Origin of the sequence: Sphingomonas sp., assembly GCF_017304615.1 — a bacterium.
Classification (GTDB): domain Bacteria; phylum Pseudomonadota; class Alphaproteobacteria; order Sphingomonadales; family Sphingomonadaceae; genus Sphingomonas.
In genome coordinates, this window is sequence record NZ_JAFKLZ010000001.1 from 774,600 (window position 1) to 792,058 (window position 17,459).

The 17,459-nt window shown below is 65.5% G+C and carries 17 protein-coding genes and 1 tRNA gene; 16 read left to right on the top strand and 2 right to left on the bottom strand.

Annotated features, from left to right (window positions below; all coding sequences use genetic code 11):
* Positions 1–19 precede the first annotated feature (19 nt).
* The 8 genes from J0J06_RS03835 to J0J06_RS03870 all read left to right on the top strand — a co-directional run bounded on the left by J0J06_RS03835 (position 20) and on the right by J0J06_RS03870 (position 8,391).
* Positions 20–676, top strand: a complete 657-nt coding sequence (locus tag J0J06_RS03835) for a PEP-CTERM sorting domain-containing protein (protein WP_294040024.1) — start codon at positions 20–22, stop codon at positions 674–676.
* Between the two features lie 89 nt (positions 677–765).
* Positions 766–1,296 (top strand): L,D-transpeptidase family protein, encoded by a 531-nt coding sequence (locus J0J06_RS03840; RefSeq protein ID WP_294040823.1) that lies wholly within the window; start codon positions 766–768, stop codon positions 1,294–1,296.
* Positions 1,297–1,360: 64 nt separating this feature from the next.
* A complete protein-coding gene (locus J0J06_RS03845; RefSeq protein ID WP_294040025.1) occupies positions 1,361–1,870 on the top strand; it encodes a CAP domain-containing protein in 510 nt (169 codons plus the stop codon).
* A 44-nt stretch (positions 1,871–1,914) separates the two neighbouring features.
* A complete protein-coding gene (locus J0J06_RS03850) occupies positions 1,915–4,740 on the top strand; it encodes a valine--tRNA ligase (RefSeq protein ID WP_294040026.1) in 2,826 nt (941 codons plus the stop codon).
* 107 nt (positions 4,741–4,847) lie between these two features.
* Entirely contained in the window at positions 4,848–6,308 is a 1,461-nt protein-coding gene (locus tag J0J06_RS03855) for an MATE family efflux transporter (protein WP_294040027.1), read from the top strand.
* Between the two features lie 18 nt (positions 6,309–6,326).
* Positions 6,327–7,316 (top strand): porphobilinogen synthase, encoded by a 990-nt coding sequence (gene hemB, locus J0J06_RS03860; RefSeq protein WP_294040028.1) that lies wholly within the window; start codon positions 6,327–6,329, stop codon positions 7,314–7,316.
* Positions 7,313–7,849 carry a GNAT family N-acetyltransferase gene (locus J0J06_RS03865; RefSeq protein WP_294040029.1) on the top strand — a complete coding sequence of 179 codons (537 nt, stop codon included), beginning with the start codon at positions 7,313–7,315 and terminating at the stop codon, positions 7,847–7,849. Before hemB ends, J0J06_RS03865 begins: the two co-directional genes overlap by 4 nt.
* Entirely contained in the window at positions 7,846–8,391 is a 546-nt protein-coding gene (locus tag J0J06_RS03870) for a GNAT family N-acetyltransferase (RefSeq protein WP_294040030.1), read from the top strand. Before J0J06_RS03865 ends, J0J06_RS03870 begins: the two co-directional genes overlap by 4 nt.
* Here J0J06_RS03870 and J0J06_RS03875 read toward each other — a convergent pair.
* A complete protein-coding gene (locus tag J0J06_RS03875) occupies positions 8,366–8,860 on the bottom strand; it encodes a hypothetical protein (protein ID WP_294040031.1) in 495 nt (164 codons plus the stop codon). The genes J0J06_RS03870 and J0J06_RS03875 overlap by 26 nt on opposite strands.
* 83 nt (positions 8,861–8,943) lie before the next feature.
* On the opposite strand from J0J06_RS03875, the gene J0J06_RS03880 reads away from it, so the two are divergent.
* The 8 genes from J0J06_RS03880 (at position 8,944) to J0J06_RS03915 (ending at position 16,151) form a co-directional block, all read left to right on the top strand.
* Positions 8,944–9,020, top strand: a tRNA-Arg gene (locus J0J06_RS03880).
* Between the two features lie 219 nt (positions 9,021–9,239).
* Positions 9,240–9,437, top strand: coding sequence for a hypothetical protein (locus J0J06_RS03885; protein ID WP_294040032.1), 198 nt, complete (start codon positions 9,240–9,242; stop codon positions 9,435–9,437).
* An 88-nt stretch (positions 9,438–9,525) separates the two neighbouring features.
* On the top strand, positions 9,526–10,209 hold the full coding sequence (gene rpiA / locus J0J06_RS03890; RefSeq protein WP_294040033.1) for a ribose-5-phosphate isomerase RpiA: 684 nt from the start codon (positions 9,526–9,528) through the stop codon (positions 10,207–10,209).
* A 94-nt stretch (positions 10,210–10,303) separates the two neighbouring features.
* On the top strand, positions 10,304–12,385 hold the full coding sequence (gene tkt / locus J0J06_RS03895; RefSeq protein WP_294040034.1) for a transketolase: 2,082 nt from the start codon (positions 10,304–10,306) through the stop codon (positions 12,383–12,385).
* Positions 12,385–13,497, top strand: a complete 1,113-nt coding sequence (gene tal, locus J0J06_RS03900; RefSeq protein ID WP_294040824.1) for a transaldolase — start codon at positions 12,385–12,387, stop codon at positions 13,495–13,497. Before tkt ends, tal begins: the two co-directional genes overlap by 1 nt.
* A gap of 97 nt (positions 13,498–13,594) precedes the next feature.
* Entirely contained in the window at positions 13,595–14,581 is a 987-nt protein-coding gene (gnd, locus tag J0J06_RS03905) for a phosphogluconate dehydrogenase (NAD(+)-dependent, decarboxylating) (RefSeq protein ID WP_294040035.1), read from the top strand.
* A complete protein-coding gene (locus J0J06_RS03910) occupies positions 14,578–15,405 on the top strand; it encodes a Cof-type HAD-IIB family hydrolase (RefSeq protein WP_294040036.1) in 828 nt (275 codons plus the stop codon). The genes gnd and J0J06_RS03910 overlap by 4 nt, the downstream gene beginning before the upstream one ends.
* On the top strand, positions 15,402–16,151 hold the full coding sequence (locus J0J06_RS03915; protein ID WP_294040037.1) for an HAD-IIB family hydrolase: 750 nt from the start codon (positions 15,402–15,404) through the stop codon (positions 16,149–16,151). The genes J0J06_RS03910 and J0J06_RS03915 overlap by 4 nt, the downstream gene beginning before the upstream one ends.
* 114 nt (positions 16,152–16,265) lie before the next feature.
* On the opposite strand, the gene J0J06_RS03920 is transcribed toward J0J06_RS03915, so the two are convergent.
* Positions 16,266–17,408 (bottom strand): aromatic ring-hydroxylating dioxygenase subunit alpha, encoded by a 1,143-nt coding sequence (locus J0J06_RS03920; protein WP_294040038.1) that lies wholly within the window; start codon positions 17,406–17,408, stop codon positions 16,266–16,268.
* Between the last annotated feature and the right edge of the window lie 51 nt (positions 17,409–17,459).

Consider the following 17,459-nt stretch of genomic DNA (forward strand, 5'->3'; position numbering starts at 1 on the left):
TTGCGTAACGGGTCCGATCATGAAGATTGACGTTCTAGTCAATGGCCAGACGGGCATGGTTGCAGCGTCGCTTCTGGCCACTGTGGGATTGGGGTTCATCTCCGCCCAGACGCCGATAATGGCGGCTCCACTGGATACCATGTCCGAAATCGCCAAGCTGGCGACGAAAGGCGGCGTCGGCGCGATCGAGGCGATGTACGACGCCCGGTCGCCGGGATCGCGCGCGCCCGGCGCTCTCACCCAGACCAAGGCGCGGCGAGTCGCGTCGCTGAAGGATGCCTTCAACCCGAAGGAACGCGTGCTGAGTGGAGAGCGGACTCGTCCGGTCGACCCCGCCGCGCCCGCGATGGCCTATGAACTCGGCGACGTTGCTGGACCGTCGCCCGCTCCGAACGCGTTGCCGGAGAGCGCTCCCGGCATTGCCAGCCTCGAGTCGCTGCCCCCGCCCGCCTGGTTCAACCCGGTTTCCGGCGGCGGCGTGCCGCCGATCATCGTTGGCGGCGGCGGCGGCGGTGGTGGTGGCGGAAGCGACGGTGGAGGAGGCGGCGGAGGCGGCACGCCCGGCGTCGGACCTGCCGTGCCCGAACCGGCGACCTGGGCGAGCCTGCTGATCGGCTTCTTCGCGATCGGCTTCGGGCTGCGCGGCGGGGCGATACGGCGGCCCGTCCTGCAATAAGTCGCATGTCGGCCATCGCCCGGTTCGCGCTGCCGATCGTCATCGTCGTGATCGGGCTGGTGCTCTGGTCCAACTGGATCGCCCCGCCGATGACGCCGAAACCCGCGGTGACCGGCGTGGTGAAGGACGAGGTGCGGGTGCGCTATCCCGCCGGCAAGCAGCCGGCCCTCACGCTGCCCAATGGCGACCGGCGCACGGTGCAGAGCCTGCTCAACATCCGCACCAGGATGAAATTCGGCGACTTCGTGTGGAATGACGACGGCGTTGCGCCCGGCGCGGTGTGGGTCCGCATCGACCTGTCGCGGCAGATGTTGTCGGTGTTCCGCGCGGGCCAGGAGATCGGGTCGGCGGTGATCCTGTACGGCACCGACGGCAAGCCGACCCCGACCGGCGTGTTCCCGGTGCTGGAGAAGGCCGAGCGGCACAGTTCGAACCTCTACGATGCCGAAATGCCCTATATGCTGCGGCTGACCAATGACGGCGTCGCGATCCATGCCAGCAATGTGCGGTTCGGCGCGGCGACGCACGGCTGTATCGGCGTGCCGATCGAATTCGCGCGACTGCTGTTCGCGCAGGTTAAGCGCGGCGACCTGGTCGCGATCGTCGCGGCGGGAACGTAGTTGATCGCATCCTAACCATTGCCGGAAACCGGCAAGTTATTGCCGGTGCGTACACCCCGTCGTCATGGCGGGACGTCTCACCCTGGTTTGCAGCGCACTCGCGTCGCCCTGGTTGCTCGGCGCAGCGAGCTTTGCGGGCAATTTCGACGACCGCGTGCTGGCGGCGCACAATCGCGAGCGGGCGTCGATCGGCATCGCGCCGCTGAACTGGGATCCCGCACTCGCCGCCGACGCCGCGCGATGGGCGAAATACCTCGCCGCGACGGGCAAGTTCGAACACGCGCCCGAAAACGTCCGCCAGCCCGAGGGCGAGAATCTGTGGGCGGGGACCAAGGGCTATTACAATGCCGAGGCGATGGTCGATGCCTGGGTGCGCGAGAAACGCTACTACAAGCCCGGCAAGTTCCCGGAAAACAGCACGACCGGAAGGGTCGGCGATGTCGGCCACTATACCCAGTTGATGTGGCGCGACACCGGCCGGGTCGGCTGCGCGATCGCGACGGGGGCGGAGGAGGACGTGCTGGTGTGCCGCTATAGCGACGCCGGCAATTATATCGGAGAACGACCCTTCTAGCACCCGCTTCCGCTCGCGGGGCAGAGTGGCTACAGGCCCTGTCCATGAGCGAACTGCCGAAAACCTTCGACCCCGCCGAAATCGAGAAGCGCTGGTATGCGCATTGGGAAGGCGAGGGGCTGTTCCGTCCCGATCGCCCAGGCGCGGAGCCGTGGACGATCGTCAACCCGCCGCCCAACGTCACGGGCTCGCTCCATATCGGGCACGCGCTCGACAATACGTTGCAGGACGTGCTGGTCCGTCACGCGCGGCTGAAGGGCAAGGATGCGCTGTGGGTGGTCGGCACCGACCATGCCGGCATCGCGACGCAGATGGTGGTCGAGCGCCAGATGGCCGAGCGACAGGATAGCCGTGCCAACTACACGCGCGACCAATTTGTCGAGAAGGTTTGGGAGTGGAAACGGGAGAGCGGCGGCGAGATCACGCAGCAGCTCCGCCGGCTCGGCTGTTCGATGGACTGGGCGAACGAGCGCTTCACGATGGACGAGGGCTTTTCGAAAGCCGTCCTGAAGGTGTTCGTCGACCTCTACAATCAGGGCCTGATCTATCGCGACAAGCGCCTCGTGAATTGGGACCCCGGTCTCGGCACCGCGATTTCGGACCTCGAGGTCGAGACCAAGGAGATCAAGGGCAGCTTCTGGCAGATCCGCTATCCGCTGGCGGACGGGTCGGGGTCGATCACCGTCGCGACGACGCGGCCGGAGACGATGCTGGCCGACATGGCGGTCGCGGTGCATCCGGAGGACGAGCGCTACAAGGCGATGATCGGCAAGCAGGTGAAGCTGCCGATCACCGGCCGCCTGATCCCCGTCATCGGCGACGAACATGCCGACCCCACGCTCGGCACGGGCGCGGTGAAGATCACGCCGGGCCACGACTTCAACGATTTCGAGGTGGGCAAGCGCGCGGGCATGAAGGCGGGCGAGATGCTCAACATGCTCGACGCCAAGGCGCAGGTCACGCAGACGAGCGACGGGCTGATCCCGGTCGATCTGCTCGGCGTCGACCGCTTCTGGGCGCGCAAGCTTGTGGTCGAGAAACTGAAGGCCGAGGGGTTCCTCGTGCCCTTCATCGACAAGGAGGGGGTCGAGCACGACGCCGAGCCGCGCACGATCCAGACACCCTATGGCGACCGATCGGGCGAGGTGATCGAGCCGTGGCTGACCGACCAATGGTATGTCGATGCCGAGACGCTGGCGAAGCGCCCGATCGAGGCGGTCCAGTCGGGCGCGATCAAGATCGTGCCGAAAAGCTGGGAGAAGACGTTCTTCAACTGGATGGAGAACATCCAGCCGTGGTGCGTGTCGCGCCAGCTGTGGTGGGGGCATCGGATCCCGGCGTGGTTCGGGCCCGATAAGGAGTTTGAGGCAGGCGTCGGAAATGCCAAGCATTTTGTCGGATTAGACCAAGAGCAAATCCGTCAAGAAGCTGCCGAGTTTTACGGTTTGCCGGCCGAGAGCATTTTCTTTTCGCAGACCGGGGAAGCTGGCCTGGAATGGCTTGATTTGTCCGATCCGGCAGTGGTTCTTTGGCAAGATACCGATGTCCTAGACACCTGGTTCTCCTCCGCGCTCTGGCCGTTCGCGACGATGGGCTGGCCGGACGATACGGACCCCAAACTCCACGGCCGCTACCCCAACGACGTGCTGATTTCCGGGTTCGACATCCTGTTCTTCTGGGACGCGCGGATGATGATGCAGGGGATGCACTTCATGCAGGATGTGCCGTTCCGCACGCTGTACCTGCACGGCCTCGTCCGCGCCGCCGACGGGCAGAAGATGTCCAAGTCGAAGGGCAATGTCGTCAATCCGCTCGGGCTGATCGACCAGTACGGCGCCGACGCGCTGCGCTTCTTCATGGCGGCGATGGAAAGCCAGGGCCGCGACATCAAGATGGATGAGAAGCGGGTCGAGGGTTATCGCAACTTCGCGACCAAGCTGTGGAACGCGGCGCGCTTCTGCCAGGCGAACGGGATCGGCGCGAGCACGACGCTGGAGGCACCCGCGGCGACGCTGGCGGTCAACAAATGGATCATCGGCGAGACGATCCAGACGGTGCAGGCGGTCGACCTCGCGCTCGCCGACTATCGGTTCGACGGCGCGGCAAACGCGATCTACCAGTTCGCGTGGAGCCGGTTCTGCGACTGGTATCTCGAACTGATCAAGGGTGCGATCGACGACGAGACGAAGGCGGTCGCGGGCTGGGTGCTCGACCAGATCCTGGTGATGCTCCACCCGTTCATGCCCTTCGTGACCGAGGAATTGTGGTCGAAGCTCGGCGCGCGCGAGTATGATTTGATCGTCGCAAAGTGGCCGGTGGTGGATCACAACGACATAGATGTCGATGCGAGTGACGAAGTAGATTGGATGGTCAGACTGATCGGTCAGATCCGTGCAGCGCGAACCGAACTCAACGTGCCTCCGGGCGCTAGATTGAACATTCTGGCGCACCAGTCTGACGACAGCACTCGCAAGCGCGTTCAAAGGAACGCGACGGCTATCGGACGCATGGCGCGATTGGACGTAGCGGCATTCACCGGAAACGGCTTAGTCGTGGATTTGAAAACCGGCTCGTTACTTCCCTACGAGGCTTCGGTTTGGACCGAGACCAAGGCAATACAGATAGTTGTAGACTTCGTGACGTTCATGCTTCCCGTTGCGGACGTCATCGACCTCGACGCTGAGCGCACGCGTCTCACAAAGGCGATCGAAGCCGTGGCGAAAGAACGCGACGCCCTCGCGGGCCGCCTCAACAATCCGAGCTTCGTCGAACGCGCCAAGCCTGAGGCGGTGGAAAAGGCCCGCGCCGATCACGCCGAGAAGGCGGCCGAGGCCGAGCGGCTGACGGCGGCGCTGGCGCGGTTGGGCTAGGCAGGTGGTCACCCCGGACTTGTTCCGGGGTCCAAAGTGCCCCAAGCGCTGTCGCTCGTGGATGGTTGGATGCCGGAACAAGTCCGGCATGACGGAGTAAGGGGGCGATGGCAGTTTCACCAAATCGCTCCAACCGCCGCGACCTGACGGTCGGTCCGATCGGCCCTACGCTGCTCGCGTTCGCGCTGCCGACGCTGGCGTCGAACATCCTCCAGTCGCTCAACGGGTCGATCAATTCGATCTGGGTCGGGCGTTTCCTGGGGGAGGGCGCGCTGGCGGCGACGAGCAACGCCAACATCATCATGTTCCTGATGTTCAGCGCGGTGTTCGGGTTCGGCATGGCGGCGACGATCCTGATCGGCCAGTCGGTCGGGCGGCACGACATAGAGGCGGCGCGGCGCGCGTTCGGGTCCGCCGTGGGGCTGGTGGTCGGCGGCGCGGTGGTGATCGCGGTGGTCGGCTGGCTGTTCGCGCCGCAGATATTGCGGTTGCTCGCGACGCCGGGCGAGGCGCAAGGCTTGGCGCGAGACTATCTGCGCGTGATCTTCCTCGGGCTGCCCTTTTCGATGCTTGGCGTCCTCATCCAGATGAGCCTGCGCGGGACCGGCGATTCGCTGACGCCATTATGGTTCATGGGATTGTCGGTCGCGATCGACAGCGGCTTCAACCCGTTGCTGATCGACGGCATCGGGCCGTTTCCGAAGATGGGGATTGCGGGGTCGGCGACCGCGACGCTGATCGCGGGGGTCGTGTCGTCGGCGGGGCTGCTGATCTATGTCTACTGGCGCGACTTGCCGATCCGGCTGCGCGGGGCGGAGGTGCGCTACCTGATCCCCGAACCGGCGCTGGTGAAGACGATCCTCGCCAAGGGCCTGCCGATGGGCGCGCAGATGCTGGTTATGTCGACCGCGGGGCTGACGATGGTCGGGCTGGTCAACCGGTTGGGCGTGGAAACCGCTGCCGCCTATGCGGTGTCGCAACAACTCTGGACCTATATCCAGATGCCCGCGATGGCGATCGGCGTCGCGGTGTCCAGCATGGCGGCGCAGAATATCGGGGCGGGCAAATGGGATCGCGTCGGTGCGATCACGCGATCGGGGCTGATCTACAACACCGTTATCGTGCTGGTCGTGATCACCGCGATCATCCTGTTCGATCGTCCGATCATGGCGCTGTTCGTCGGCGCGGAGAGCCCGGCGATCCCGATCGCGCGGCACATCCAACTCATCGCGTCCTGGACCTTCGTGATGTTCGGCGCGACGATGGTGCTGTTTTCGACCGTGCGCGCGAACGGCGCGACGGTGCCGCCGCTAGTGATCCTGGCGATTGCTTTCTATCCGGTCCGCCTGGGCTTCGCGATCGAGGGGCAGCGCTGGATCGGCAGCGACGCGCTGTGGCTGGCGTTCCCGATCGGGTCCGTCGTTTCGCTGGTGCTGGCCACGCTCTATTACCGCTACGGGCACTGGCGCGAGCAAGTGCTGGTCGTCCCCCCCGAGCATCCGAGCGAGCCGGAGGAACACGCCCATGCCGACGGCGAACCCGCGGGGCGCTTGCACCCGACCGGCTAGGGGAGCATGTGGCGACGCATGAGCCACTACCCTGCACTTCGTCTTCGTCGCACGCGTGCTTCGGCCTGGAGCCGGCGGATGCACGCCGAAACCGTGCTGACCCCAGCCGACTTGATCTGGCCCTTGTTCATCGCCGAAGGGGAGGGTGTCGAGGAGCCGATCGCGAGCTTGCCCGGCGTGTCGCGCTGGTCGGTCGACGGCATCGTCGCACGGGCCAAGGAAGCGCGCGACCTCGGCATTCCGTGCGTTGCACTGTTCCCGAACACACAGGCCGATCGCCGCAGCGACCGCGGCGAGGAAGCGCTCAATCCCGACAATCTGATGTGCCGCGCGATCAAGGCGCTGAAGGATGCGGTGCCGGAGGTCGGGGTGCTGACCGACGTCGCGCTCGATCCCTATACGAGCCACGGCCATGACGGGTTGCTCGATGCGGGCGGCTATGTCCTCAACGACGAGACCGCCGAGGTGCTGGTCGGCCAGGCGCTCAACCAGGCGGCGTCCGGCGCCGACATCATCGCGCCGTCGGACATGATGGACGGCCGCGTCGGGCTGATCCGCGACGCGCTGGAGGCCGACGGCCACGTCAACGTCCAGATCATGTCCTACGCCGCCAAATATGCCAGCGGCTTCTACGGCCCGTTCCGCGACGCGGTCGGCAGCAGGGGCCTGCTGAAGGGCGACAAGAAGACGTACCAGATGGATTCGGCCAATGCCGAAGAAGCGCTGCGCGAAGTCCAACTCGATTTGGCCGAAGGCGCCGACAGCGTGATGGTCAAGCCCGGCCTGCCCTATCTCGACATCATCCTGCGTGTGAAATCGGAGTTTCAGGTGCCGGTGTTCGCCTATCAGGTGTCGGGCGAATACGCGATGATCGAGGCCGCGGTCGCGGCGGGCGCGGCGGAGCGTGACGCGGTGGTGCTGGAAACGCTGATGGCATTCAAGCGCGCGGGTTGTTCGGGGGTGCTAACCTATCACGCGCTCCACGCTGCGAAACTGCTGGGCAAGTGATCGAGACCGATCGTCTGATCCTTCGCCCATGGCGCGAGAGCGACAAGCCGCGCTTCGATCAGATCATCAATACCCCGGCGATGATGGCTCATTTCGGGGGTGTCTGGCCGCCGCGCGAGCATGACGCGCTGATCGACGCGCAAATAGCGAGCGAGGATCGCGACGGCTTTTCGATGTGGGCGGTCGATTGGCGTGAAAGCGGCGAACTCATCGGGGTGTGCGGGCTACGGCGCGCGCATCACCCGGATACGCCGGTGACGGGTGATCTCGAAATCGGCTGGCGGATCGCCGAGCCATATTGGGGAAAGGGAGTCGCGCGCGAGGCGGCGGCGGCCAGCCTGGCGTGGGGCTGGGCGAATACCGCCGATCCGCGGATCATCGCCTATACGACCGTCGAGAACACTCGCTCCTGGGGACTGATGGTGCGGCTCGGCATGGAGCGCCGCGCCGATCTCGACTTCCGGCATCCCAAGTTCGCCGCCGACGATCCATTCGGAGCGATGGCGGTGTGGGCGATCGATCGGCCGCAATGATCGAAACCGATCGCCTGATCCTGCGCGGCTGGCGCGACGGCGACATCGCGCCGTTCCACGCGATGGGCAATGACGCCGAGGTAATGCGCTATCTCGGCCCGCCGATGACGCTGGCCGACGCGCAAGCGGCGGGCGACCGGATGAACGCGGTGATGGCTGAGCGCGGCTATTGCTTCTGGGCGGTCGAGCGGAAGGACGACGGAGCGTTCATCGGCTTCTGCGGATTGCAGCCGGGCTACGATTTCCTGGCGGGGCAGACCGAGATCGGCTGGCGGTTGCGGCGCGACGCCTGGGGCCGGGGCTATGCGCGCGAGGCGGCGGAAGCGAGTCTGGCCTGGGGGTGGGACAATCTCGACGTGCCAGCGATCACGGCGATTACCGTGCTGGCCAATACGCGAAGCTGGGGATTGATGGAGCGGCTGGGCATGACGCGCTATCCGGACGAGGATTTCGATCACCCAAAGGTGCCCGACGGCAGCCCGCTCAAGCGCCACATCCTCTATCGCATCGCGCGGCCTATTTCTCGCCGAGCAGCGCCTTGACCGCCGCGACCTTCGCGATTTCGCGGTTGAGCTGATCCCGCGCCCGGGCGTGCAGTGCGTCCAGCGTAGGGTAGGGCGGCTGGCCGGCGATCCCGCGATCGGTCACCATCTGCTCCAGATCGCTGACCATGCCCTGCGTGTCGCCGTGCAGTCCCTCCAGTTCAGCGAGCGCTTCCTGCGCGGCGAGCCATTGGTCGCTGCCAGTCGCCATCGCGCCCTTTGCGCGGGCGGCGGCGTCGGCCTTCGCCGCCAGGGTCGTAAAGTCGGCGTCGATCTGCGCGAGCTTGGCGGTGGACGCCGTGATCCGCGCATCCAGCGCGGCGTCGGGCGTCGCCTCGACCACCGGCGCGACAGGCTCGGCCTCCGATCGAGTCTCGATCGGGCGCAGCGCCAGCGACGGATATTTGTCGGTCGATTGCGCGCAACCGGCGGCGGACAGGGCGATCAGGAGCAGGGCGGATCGTTTCATGGCGTTCGGTCTAGGGGGCGAAAAAGCCGCACGCAACGCACTTGCGCTCGCTGAACGAGGTCTCTAAGGGACGCCTCTCTTGCGCGCCCGTAGCTCAGCTGGATAGAGCATCAGACTACGAATCTGAGGGTCGGACGTTCGAATCGTTCCGGGCGCGCCAATGAAAGCCCCGCCGGTCAGGCCGACCGGCGGGGCTTTTGTTTTTGCCGCGTCGCAGCAACGGAGACGCCCAAATTGGGCAAGAATGCGGCAAGGCGTGCATTTTCTCCTATCAAATGGATAGGGATTGCGGCATAGGGGCCGGCGGAACACGGGTCCGGTTACGCGACGCATGGTGCAGAGCGGGGGTGCCGGCCCTGGAAGCCACGGAGTGATACATATGAAGAAGCTCGTTATTCTGTCGGTGATCGCGCCTGCCATGCTCGGCCTCGCCGCTTGCGGTGGCAATGTCGGCGCCGGCAACACGTCGACCAACGACGTCGTCGCCAATGTCGACGACGCCAACCTGTCGGTCGACGAGAACGCCACGGTGCTGAACGACACCGTTCCGGCCGACAACGTAGCCAACGCTAACTGATCCTTAAGCGCTTTTGCGCTGACGATCACGGGGCCGCGTCATCCGATGGGATGGCGCGGCCCTTCGCTTTTCTGGTAGCGCGTCCCCCATGCAGGACGACGACAAGAAGCTGGCGGCTGAGGCTGCGGTCGCGGAAATCCGCGACGGGATGCGTGTCGGGCTGGGCAGCGGGACAACGGTGGCGTTCGTCATCGCCGCGGCCGGGCGCCGTTTGGCGGAGTGGCCAGGCGCGACCTTCTTTTCGACATCGCAGCGGACCACCAACGCGGCGCGCGACGCCGGTATTCCGATTTCGCGCTTCGCCGATCGGGCGGAACTCGACCTGGTGATCGACGGCGTGGACGAGATCGACCCGCAATTCCGCGCGATCAAGGGCGGGGGCGGGGCGATGCTTCGCGAGAAGATCCTCGCCAGCGCGGCGCGGCGGATGGTCGCGATCGCCGATGGCGGCAAGCGGGTCGATGTGCTGGGCGCGCGGCCGGTGCCGGTCGAGACCTTGCCGTTCGCCCGCAGCTTCGTCGCGGCGCGCGCGAAGGAACTGGGCGCCGATCCGGTCCTGCGAATAAATATGGCGGGGAAGGAATACCGAACCAATCAGGGCAATCTGGTGCTCGATTGCCGGTTCGGCCCGATCACCGACCCCGCGCGACTCGCGCTCGACCTCCAGGCCGTTCCCGGCGCGCTCGGCCACGGCCTGTTCCTGACCGAAATCGACGCGCTTTATGTCGCGACGGGCGGGATCGTTACGAAAATGGAACGCCCCGCGCCGTGATGGGTGGCACGAGCGAAAAGCCCGCCATATAGGACAGGTCAAAGCGCAACCCTGCCGGTGTTTGCGCGTTCGACCACCCGAGTGGGAGCCTTGCATGTCCGATACCGAAACCGCCGCCCGGGATGTCGACCAGTTGAAGGAAGACGGGTCGATCGAGCGCCTGACGATCGACACGATCCGCACGCTGTCGATGGACGCGGTGCAGAAGGCCAATTCGGGGCATCCCGGTACGCCGATGGCGCTCGCGCCGGTCGGCTATACGCTGTGGTCGCAATTCCTGCGCTACGATCCGTCCAAGCCCGACTGGCCCAATCGCGATCGCTTCGTGCTGTCGGTCGGGCACGCGTCGATGCTGCTCTATTCGCTGATCCACTTGGCGGGGATCGAGGAGATCGATCGCGACGGGAACAAGACCGGCAAGCCTGCACTGAGCCTCGAGGATCTGGAGAACTTCCGTCAGCTCGGGTCGAAGACGCCGGGCCATCCCGAATATCGCCATACGACGGGCGTCGAAACGACCACCGGACCGCTCGGTGCGGGATGCGGCAATTCGGTCGGCATGGCGATCGCCGAGCGCTGGCTCGCGGCGCGCTACAACCGACCGGGCTTCGATCTGTTCGACCATGATGTCTACGTCCTGTGCGGCGATGGCGACATGATGGAGGGCGTGTCGGCGGAAGCCGCCTCGATCGCTGGGCACCTGAAGCTCAGCAACCTGTGCTGGATCTACGACAGCAACCAGATTTCGATCGAGGGCTCGACCGACCTCGCCTTCGACGAGGATGTCGGCAAGCGTTTCGAGGCTTATGGCTGGAACGTCGTCCATGTCGTCGACGCCAACGATTGTGTGGCGATGGCGCAGGCGCTGGCGGCATTCAGGAAGACCGATGACCGCCCGACCTTCATTCTGGTCCATTCGGTGATCGGCTGGGGCAGCCCACGCGCCGGCAGCGAAAAGGCGCATGGCGAACCGCTCGGCGTCGACAACGTCAAGGCGACCAAGGCGGCGTACGGCTGGCCGGACAAGGACTTCTATGTCCCGGACGGCGTGGTCGAGCATTTCAACGGGGCCGTCGCCGATCGTGGGCGGCCGTTGCGCGAGGCGTGGGAGGCGACCCTCGCCAGCTATCGCGAGACGTGGAGTGATCCGGCCAAGGAACTCGACCTGCTGCTCGCTGGCAAGTTGCCCGAGGGCTGGGACGCCGACATCCCGACCTTCGACGCCGATCCCAAGGGCATCGCCAGCCGCGATGCGGGGGGCAAGGTGCTCAACGCGATTGTCAAGACCGTGCCCTGGCTGGTCGGCGGCTCGGCCGACCTCGCGCCATCGACCAAGACCGACATCAAGGGGGCGGAATCGTTCGAGGCGAACAACTATGCCGGCGCGAACTTCCATTTCGGCGTGCGCGAACATGCGATGGGCGCGGTGGTCAACGGTATGACCCTGTCGCACCTGCGCTCGTATGGCAGTACGTTCCTGGTGTTCCTCGACTACATGCGCGCGCCGGTGCGGCTGTCGGCGATCATGGAGCTGGGGTCGACCTGGGTTTACACACATGATTCGATCGGGGTGGGCGAGGACGGCCCGACGCACCAGCCGATCGAACATCTCGCGACGCTACGCGCGATCCCGGGGCTCGACACGATCCGTCCGGGCGACGCGAACGAAGTCGCGGCGGCGTGGAAGGCGATCGTGAACGATGGCCAGCATCCAACGGCCTTGATCCTGTCGCGTCAGGCGCTGCCGACGCTCGATCGTACCAAATATGCCAGCGCCGATGGCGTCGCGCAGGGCGGCTATGTGCTGGCCGACAGCGACGACCCGCAAGTGATCCTGATCGCGACGGGGTCCGAAGTGTCGCTCGCGGTCGAGGCATATGAAAAGCTCAAGGCCGATGGCGTGGCGGCGCGTGTCGTGTCGATGCCGAGCTGGTTCCGGTATGAGAAGCAGTCCGACGCCTATAAGGAATCGGTGCTGCCCAAAAGCGTGACCGCGCGGGTCGCGATCGAGATGGCGGGCGAGCTCGGCTGGGACCGCTATGTCGGGTCGGCGGGCAAGGTGGTCGGCATGGCGACCTTCGGCGCCTCAGCCCCGATCGCCAAGTTGCAGGACAAGTTCGGCTTCACGGTCGATAACGTCGTGAAGGTCGCCAAATCGTTGCTGGAGACGAAGTGATGGGACGCCTCAACGATCTCGAAAAACTCGGCCAGGCGGTGTGGCTCGACTTCATCGACCGCAGATCGCTCGCCGAGGGCGGGTTGCAGAAGCTGGTCGATGAGGACGGGATAACCGGCGTCACCAGCAACCCGTCGATCTTCGAGAAAGCGATGGGGCATGGCGACGCCTATGACGCCGCGCTCGCAGAGTTCGACAAGGCGAACCCGGATGCGTCGGCGATGGCGCGTTACGAGCATCTCGCGATCCAGGACATTCAGGCCGCTGCCGACACGCTCCGCCCGATCTACGATCGGCTCGATGCGAAGGACGGCTATGTCAGCATGGAAGTGTCGCCCTATCTCGCCGCCGATACCGACGGCACCGCGGCGGAGGCCGAACGGCTGTGGCGCGCGGTCGACCGGCCCAATCTGATGATCAAGATTCCCGGCACGCCGGCGGGCGTCCCCGCGATCGCCGCGACGATCGACAAGGGGATCAACGTCAACGTGACCCTGCTGTTCGGGATCGAGGCGTACAAGGCGGTCGCGCTGGCGTCCGTCGAGGGGCTCGAAAAGCGCGCCGCGCGGGGTGAGGCGATCGACCGGATCGCCAGCGTCGCGAGCTTCTTCGTCAGCCGGATCGACACAAAGATCGACGATGCGATCGACGCCGGTACGGGGGACGACGCCGCCAAGCCGTTGAAGGGCAAGGTCGCGATCGCCAATGCGAAGCTGGCGTATCAATGGTATCTAGACTTCATCAAGTCCGACCGCTGGCAGGCGCTGGCCGCGAAGGGCGCTATGCCGCAGCGGCTGCTCTGGGCGTCGACGGGGACCAAGAACCCCGATTATCCCGACACGCTCTACCTCGACACGCTGATCGGCCCGGACACGGTCAACACCGTGCCGCCCAAGACGCTCGACGCGTTCCGCGACCATGGTACCCCGGCGGAAACGCTGACGGCCGACGTGGACGGGGCCCGCCACGTCCTCGCCGAGACGGAGCGGCTCGGGTTGGACCTTGACGGCGTCACCGACACCCTGGTCGAGGAAGGGGTGCAGTCGTTCGCCAAGGCGTTCGACGACCTGCTCGGCGCGATCGCCGCCAAGCATCCGGCGGAGGCAACCTAACCGAATCTTCTCCGTTCGTGCTGAGCTTGTCGAAGCACGTGGTGTGGACACGCCCTTGGACAGGCTCAGGGCGAACGGTTGGAAGGGTGAGCATTACATGAAGCTAGGGATCATCGGCCTGGGCCGGATGGGCGCCAACATCGCGCGGCGCCTGATGCGCGCGGGGCATCAGACGGTGGTCTATGACCGCTCGGCAGATACAGTGAAGGGACTGGCCGGCGAAGGCGCGATCGGCGTCAATTCGCTCGACGAGATGAGGGCCGCGCTCGATGGCCCGCGCATCTTCTGGGTCATGCTCCCCGCGGGCGATCCGACCGAAAGCACCATCGCCGCGCTGACCGCCACGTGCGCGAAGGGCGACATCATCATCGACGGCGGCAACACCTTCTACAAGGACGACATTCGCCGGTCCAAGGCGCTTGCGGAAAAGGGCGTCCACTATGTCGACGTCGGTACGTCGGGCGGCGTGTGGGGGCTGGAGCGCGGCTATTGCATGATGGTCGGCGGCGAAGCGGACGTGATCAAGACGATCGACCCGATCCTGGAGGCGCTGGCGCCCGGGCTCGGCACGATTGCGCGCACCCCCAACCGGATGGAGCAGGAGGGCGAGGATCCGCGCGCCGAACTAGGCTATATCCATGCCGGGCCGGCGGGGGCGGGGCATTTCGTCAAGATGGTCCATAACGGCATCGAATACGGCCTGATGCAGGCCTATGCCGAGGGCTTCGACATTCTGGCGTCGAAGAAGTCGGACAAGTTGCCGGAGGACGAACGGTATGACCTCAACCTGACCGACATCGCCGAAGTGTGGCGGCGCGGGAGCGTGATCTCGTCCTGGCTGCTCGATCTGTGTGCGCAGCAACTCGCGCAGGACATGCAGCTCTCCAAATTCACCGGCAACGTCGCCGATTCGGGCGAGGGGCACTGGACGATCGAGGCGGCGATGGAGGAAGCGGTGCCCGCGCACGTCCTGACCGCCGCCCTGTTCGCGCGCTATCGCAGCCGGGTGGAGCATACGTATGGCGACAAATTGCTGTCGGCGATGCGCTTCGGGTTCGGCGGGCATGTGGAAATGCCACAGTGACATCAAGCAGGGGCGCGACGATTCGTCTGGTCGTGTCGGATGTCGACGGCACGATCGTCCGCAAGGACAAGTCGCTCAGCCCCGAAGTGATCGCCGCGGTGCATCGGCTGCGCGGGGCGGGAATCGCGTTCACGCTGATCAGCGCGCGGCCGATGTCGGGCGTGATGCCGCTGGTCGCGCCGCTTGGCATCGACATTCCGGTCGCCGGCATAAACGGGGGCGTGATCTTCCGGCCGGACGGATCGGTGATCGCCGAACGCAGGGTCGATCCCGGCGTAGTGGCCGGACTGTTCGCGATGGCGGAAGGGGCGGCGGTCGATCGCTGGATCTTCGCCGAAAACCGCTGGTACGTCTCGTCGCTCGACGGTGAACGGATCGCGCGCGAGCGTATCGCCTCCAATGCCGAACCGATCCTGCGGGCGGATTTCTCCGACCTCTATGACCGCGCCGACAAGGTGACGTTCGTGAGCTTCGACGCGCCGATGCTGCGCGCGTTGACCGAGCGGGCCGCCGCCGCGTTCGGCGACCGCGCGACCGTCGGGCAGAGCCAGACCTATTATCTCGACGTCACCGACACCGCGGCGAACAAGGGCGACGGCGTCGCGGCGCTGGCGAAGATGCTCGGCGTCGACTTGGCCGATGTCGCGGTGTTCGGCGACATGAACAATGACGTGGCCATGTTCGAGCGCGCCGGTTTCTCGGTCGCGATGGGCCAGGCGCCCGACGCGGTGAAGGCACGCGCCGACGAAATTTCCACCAGCAACGAGGAGAACGGCGTCGCGCATGCGATCGACTCGTTCATCCTGCCAAGGGCTAGACCATGAAGAAACTGATCGCGTTCGACCTCGACGGCACGCTGGCACTGTCGAAACAACCCCTCGATGATCGCATGGCGAACGCGCTCGCCGACCTGCTCGACGTGGCGAAGGTCGACATCATCTCGGGCGGGGACTGGCCGCAATTCGAGAAGCAGGTGGTCGGGCGGATGATCGACCGCGCGAACCTGGCGAACCTGTTCATCCAGCCGACGACTGGGACCAAGCTCTATCGGTTCGTGGATGGCGAATGGAAGGCGATCTACGCCGAACTGTTCACGCCAGAGGAGCGCAAGGCGATCATCGACGCATTCGACAAGGCGATGGCCGAAGAAGGGCTCGGCCAGGGCAAGACCTGGGGCGAACGGGTCGAGGATCGCGGCAGCCAGGTGACGTTCTCCGCGCTTGGTCAGCAAGCGCCGCTAGAGGCGAAGGACGCGTGGGATCCCGACCATGCCAAGCGCAAGAAGCTGCAGGCGCGGCTTCAGACGATGCTCCCCGATCTGTCGATCAATATCGGCGGATCGACCTCGATCGACATAACGCGCAAGGGCGTCGACAAGGCGTACGGATTACGGAAACTGTTGTCCGAGGCGGGGGTGACGGCAGACGAGGTGCTGTTCCTGGGCGATGCGATCTTCCCTGGCGGGAACGACTATCCGGCGAAGGAAATGGGACTCGACACTATCAAGGTCGAGTCGATCGAGGATACGCGGCGCGTGATCGAAACGATCGTGTTGGTGTTGAAGCACTAGCGCAGCCAAATACCGTCCGTCACCCCGGCCTTGTGCCGGGGCCCGCGTCGCCACATGGAAGCCGACAGTTGCTGCACTGCGGATGCCGGGACAAGCCCGGCATGACGGATGGGGCTAGTTGGCCAGCGCCGCCTCCACCGCATCGTGAAACACTTTGATTCCGCCTTCCAGGCCGCCGAGCGTCAGCCGGTCGATCGCGCCCGACATCAGCCCCTCCTGTCCTAGGGCCGCCGCACGGAAATCCTCCGCGCCGAACACGCCGCCGTCGAGCAAGTTCCAGCTTTTCTCCCAATGTGCCAGTGCTTTGTCAGTCGCGGGCGGTTCGGGGATCAGCATGAAATCCTCGACCAGCACGCGATCGACGCCGCGCGGCATCAGTGTCATCAGGTTCATGTAATCGGGACTGACGATCAGGATCGTCGCGGGAAACATCTGGTAGGTATAGGTGATCGCGCGGCGGAGCGTCGGCCAGTCCTCCGCCGCGCATTCGATCGCCTCCACATCACGGCCGACCGCCGAACGCTGATGCGCCCCGATCGTGTCGGCCGATGCGACGCCGTCCTTGAAGAAGGGACCGATGGTGGCCGCGTGGAGCCGCTGGACGTGATAGCTTTCCAGGAGCGCGTCCATGATCAGCTTCCAGTTCGCCGCGACATCATGCGTGCGGCGGCGGAACAGGTGCTGTCCGGCAAGGTCGAAAGCGTCGAAATCGAGGCCCAGCGTGTCGGGCTCGGCGAAGTCGGCGGCCTCATCGAACGCGAACCAGATCAGCCCGCCCGCCTCGCGCGTCGGCAGGCGCTTCAGGCCGAACGCCGCCTTGTCGAGGCCCGGGAAGGCATCGTTCCGCGGCAGCGCGAGCAGCTTGCCATCGAGGCCGTAGGTCCAGGCATGATACGGACAGACCAGCCGTCCGGCGCACACCGGCTCCACCCCTTCGACCAGCCGTGTGCCGCGATGCCGGCAGACGTTGAGGAAGACATGGGCCGCCCCATCGCGGTCGCGCGTGACGAGCAGAGGCTTGCCGTAGCCATCATGCGGCACCGCCATCCCCGGTTCGGGCAGCAACGCGGATGGCGCTATCACCAGAGGTCGTCGTCCGAACAGTCGCTCGCGCTCAGCGGCATAACGCGCCGGATCGGTATAGGCCGCCGCGTCGATATGCGTGACCGTCGTCTCGCGTTGCCCGCCGCCTGCCGCGAGCTGTTTCGCCAGCGCGAGCTGTCCCGGCGTCGGAGCGATTTTCGCCGCCACGTTCATGGGCTTCCTCTCCCGATTTTTGCGGCTAGTGTCTGCCGTAATAAGACGGGG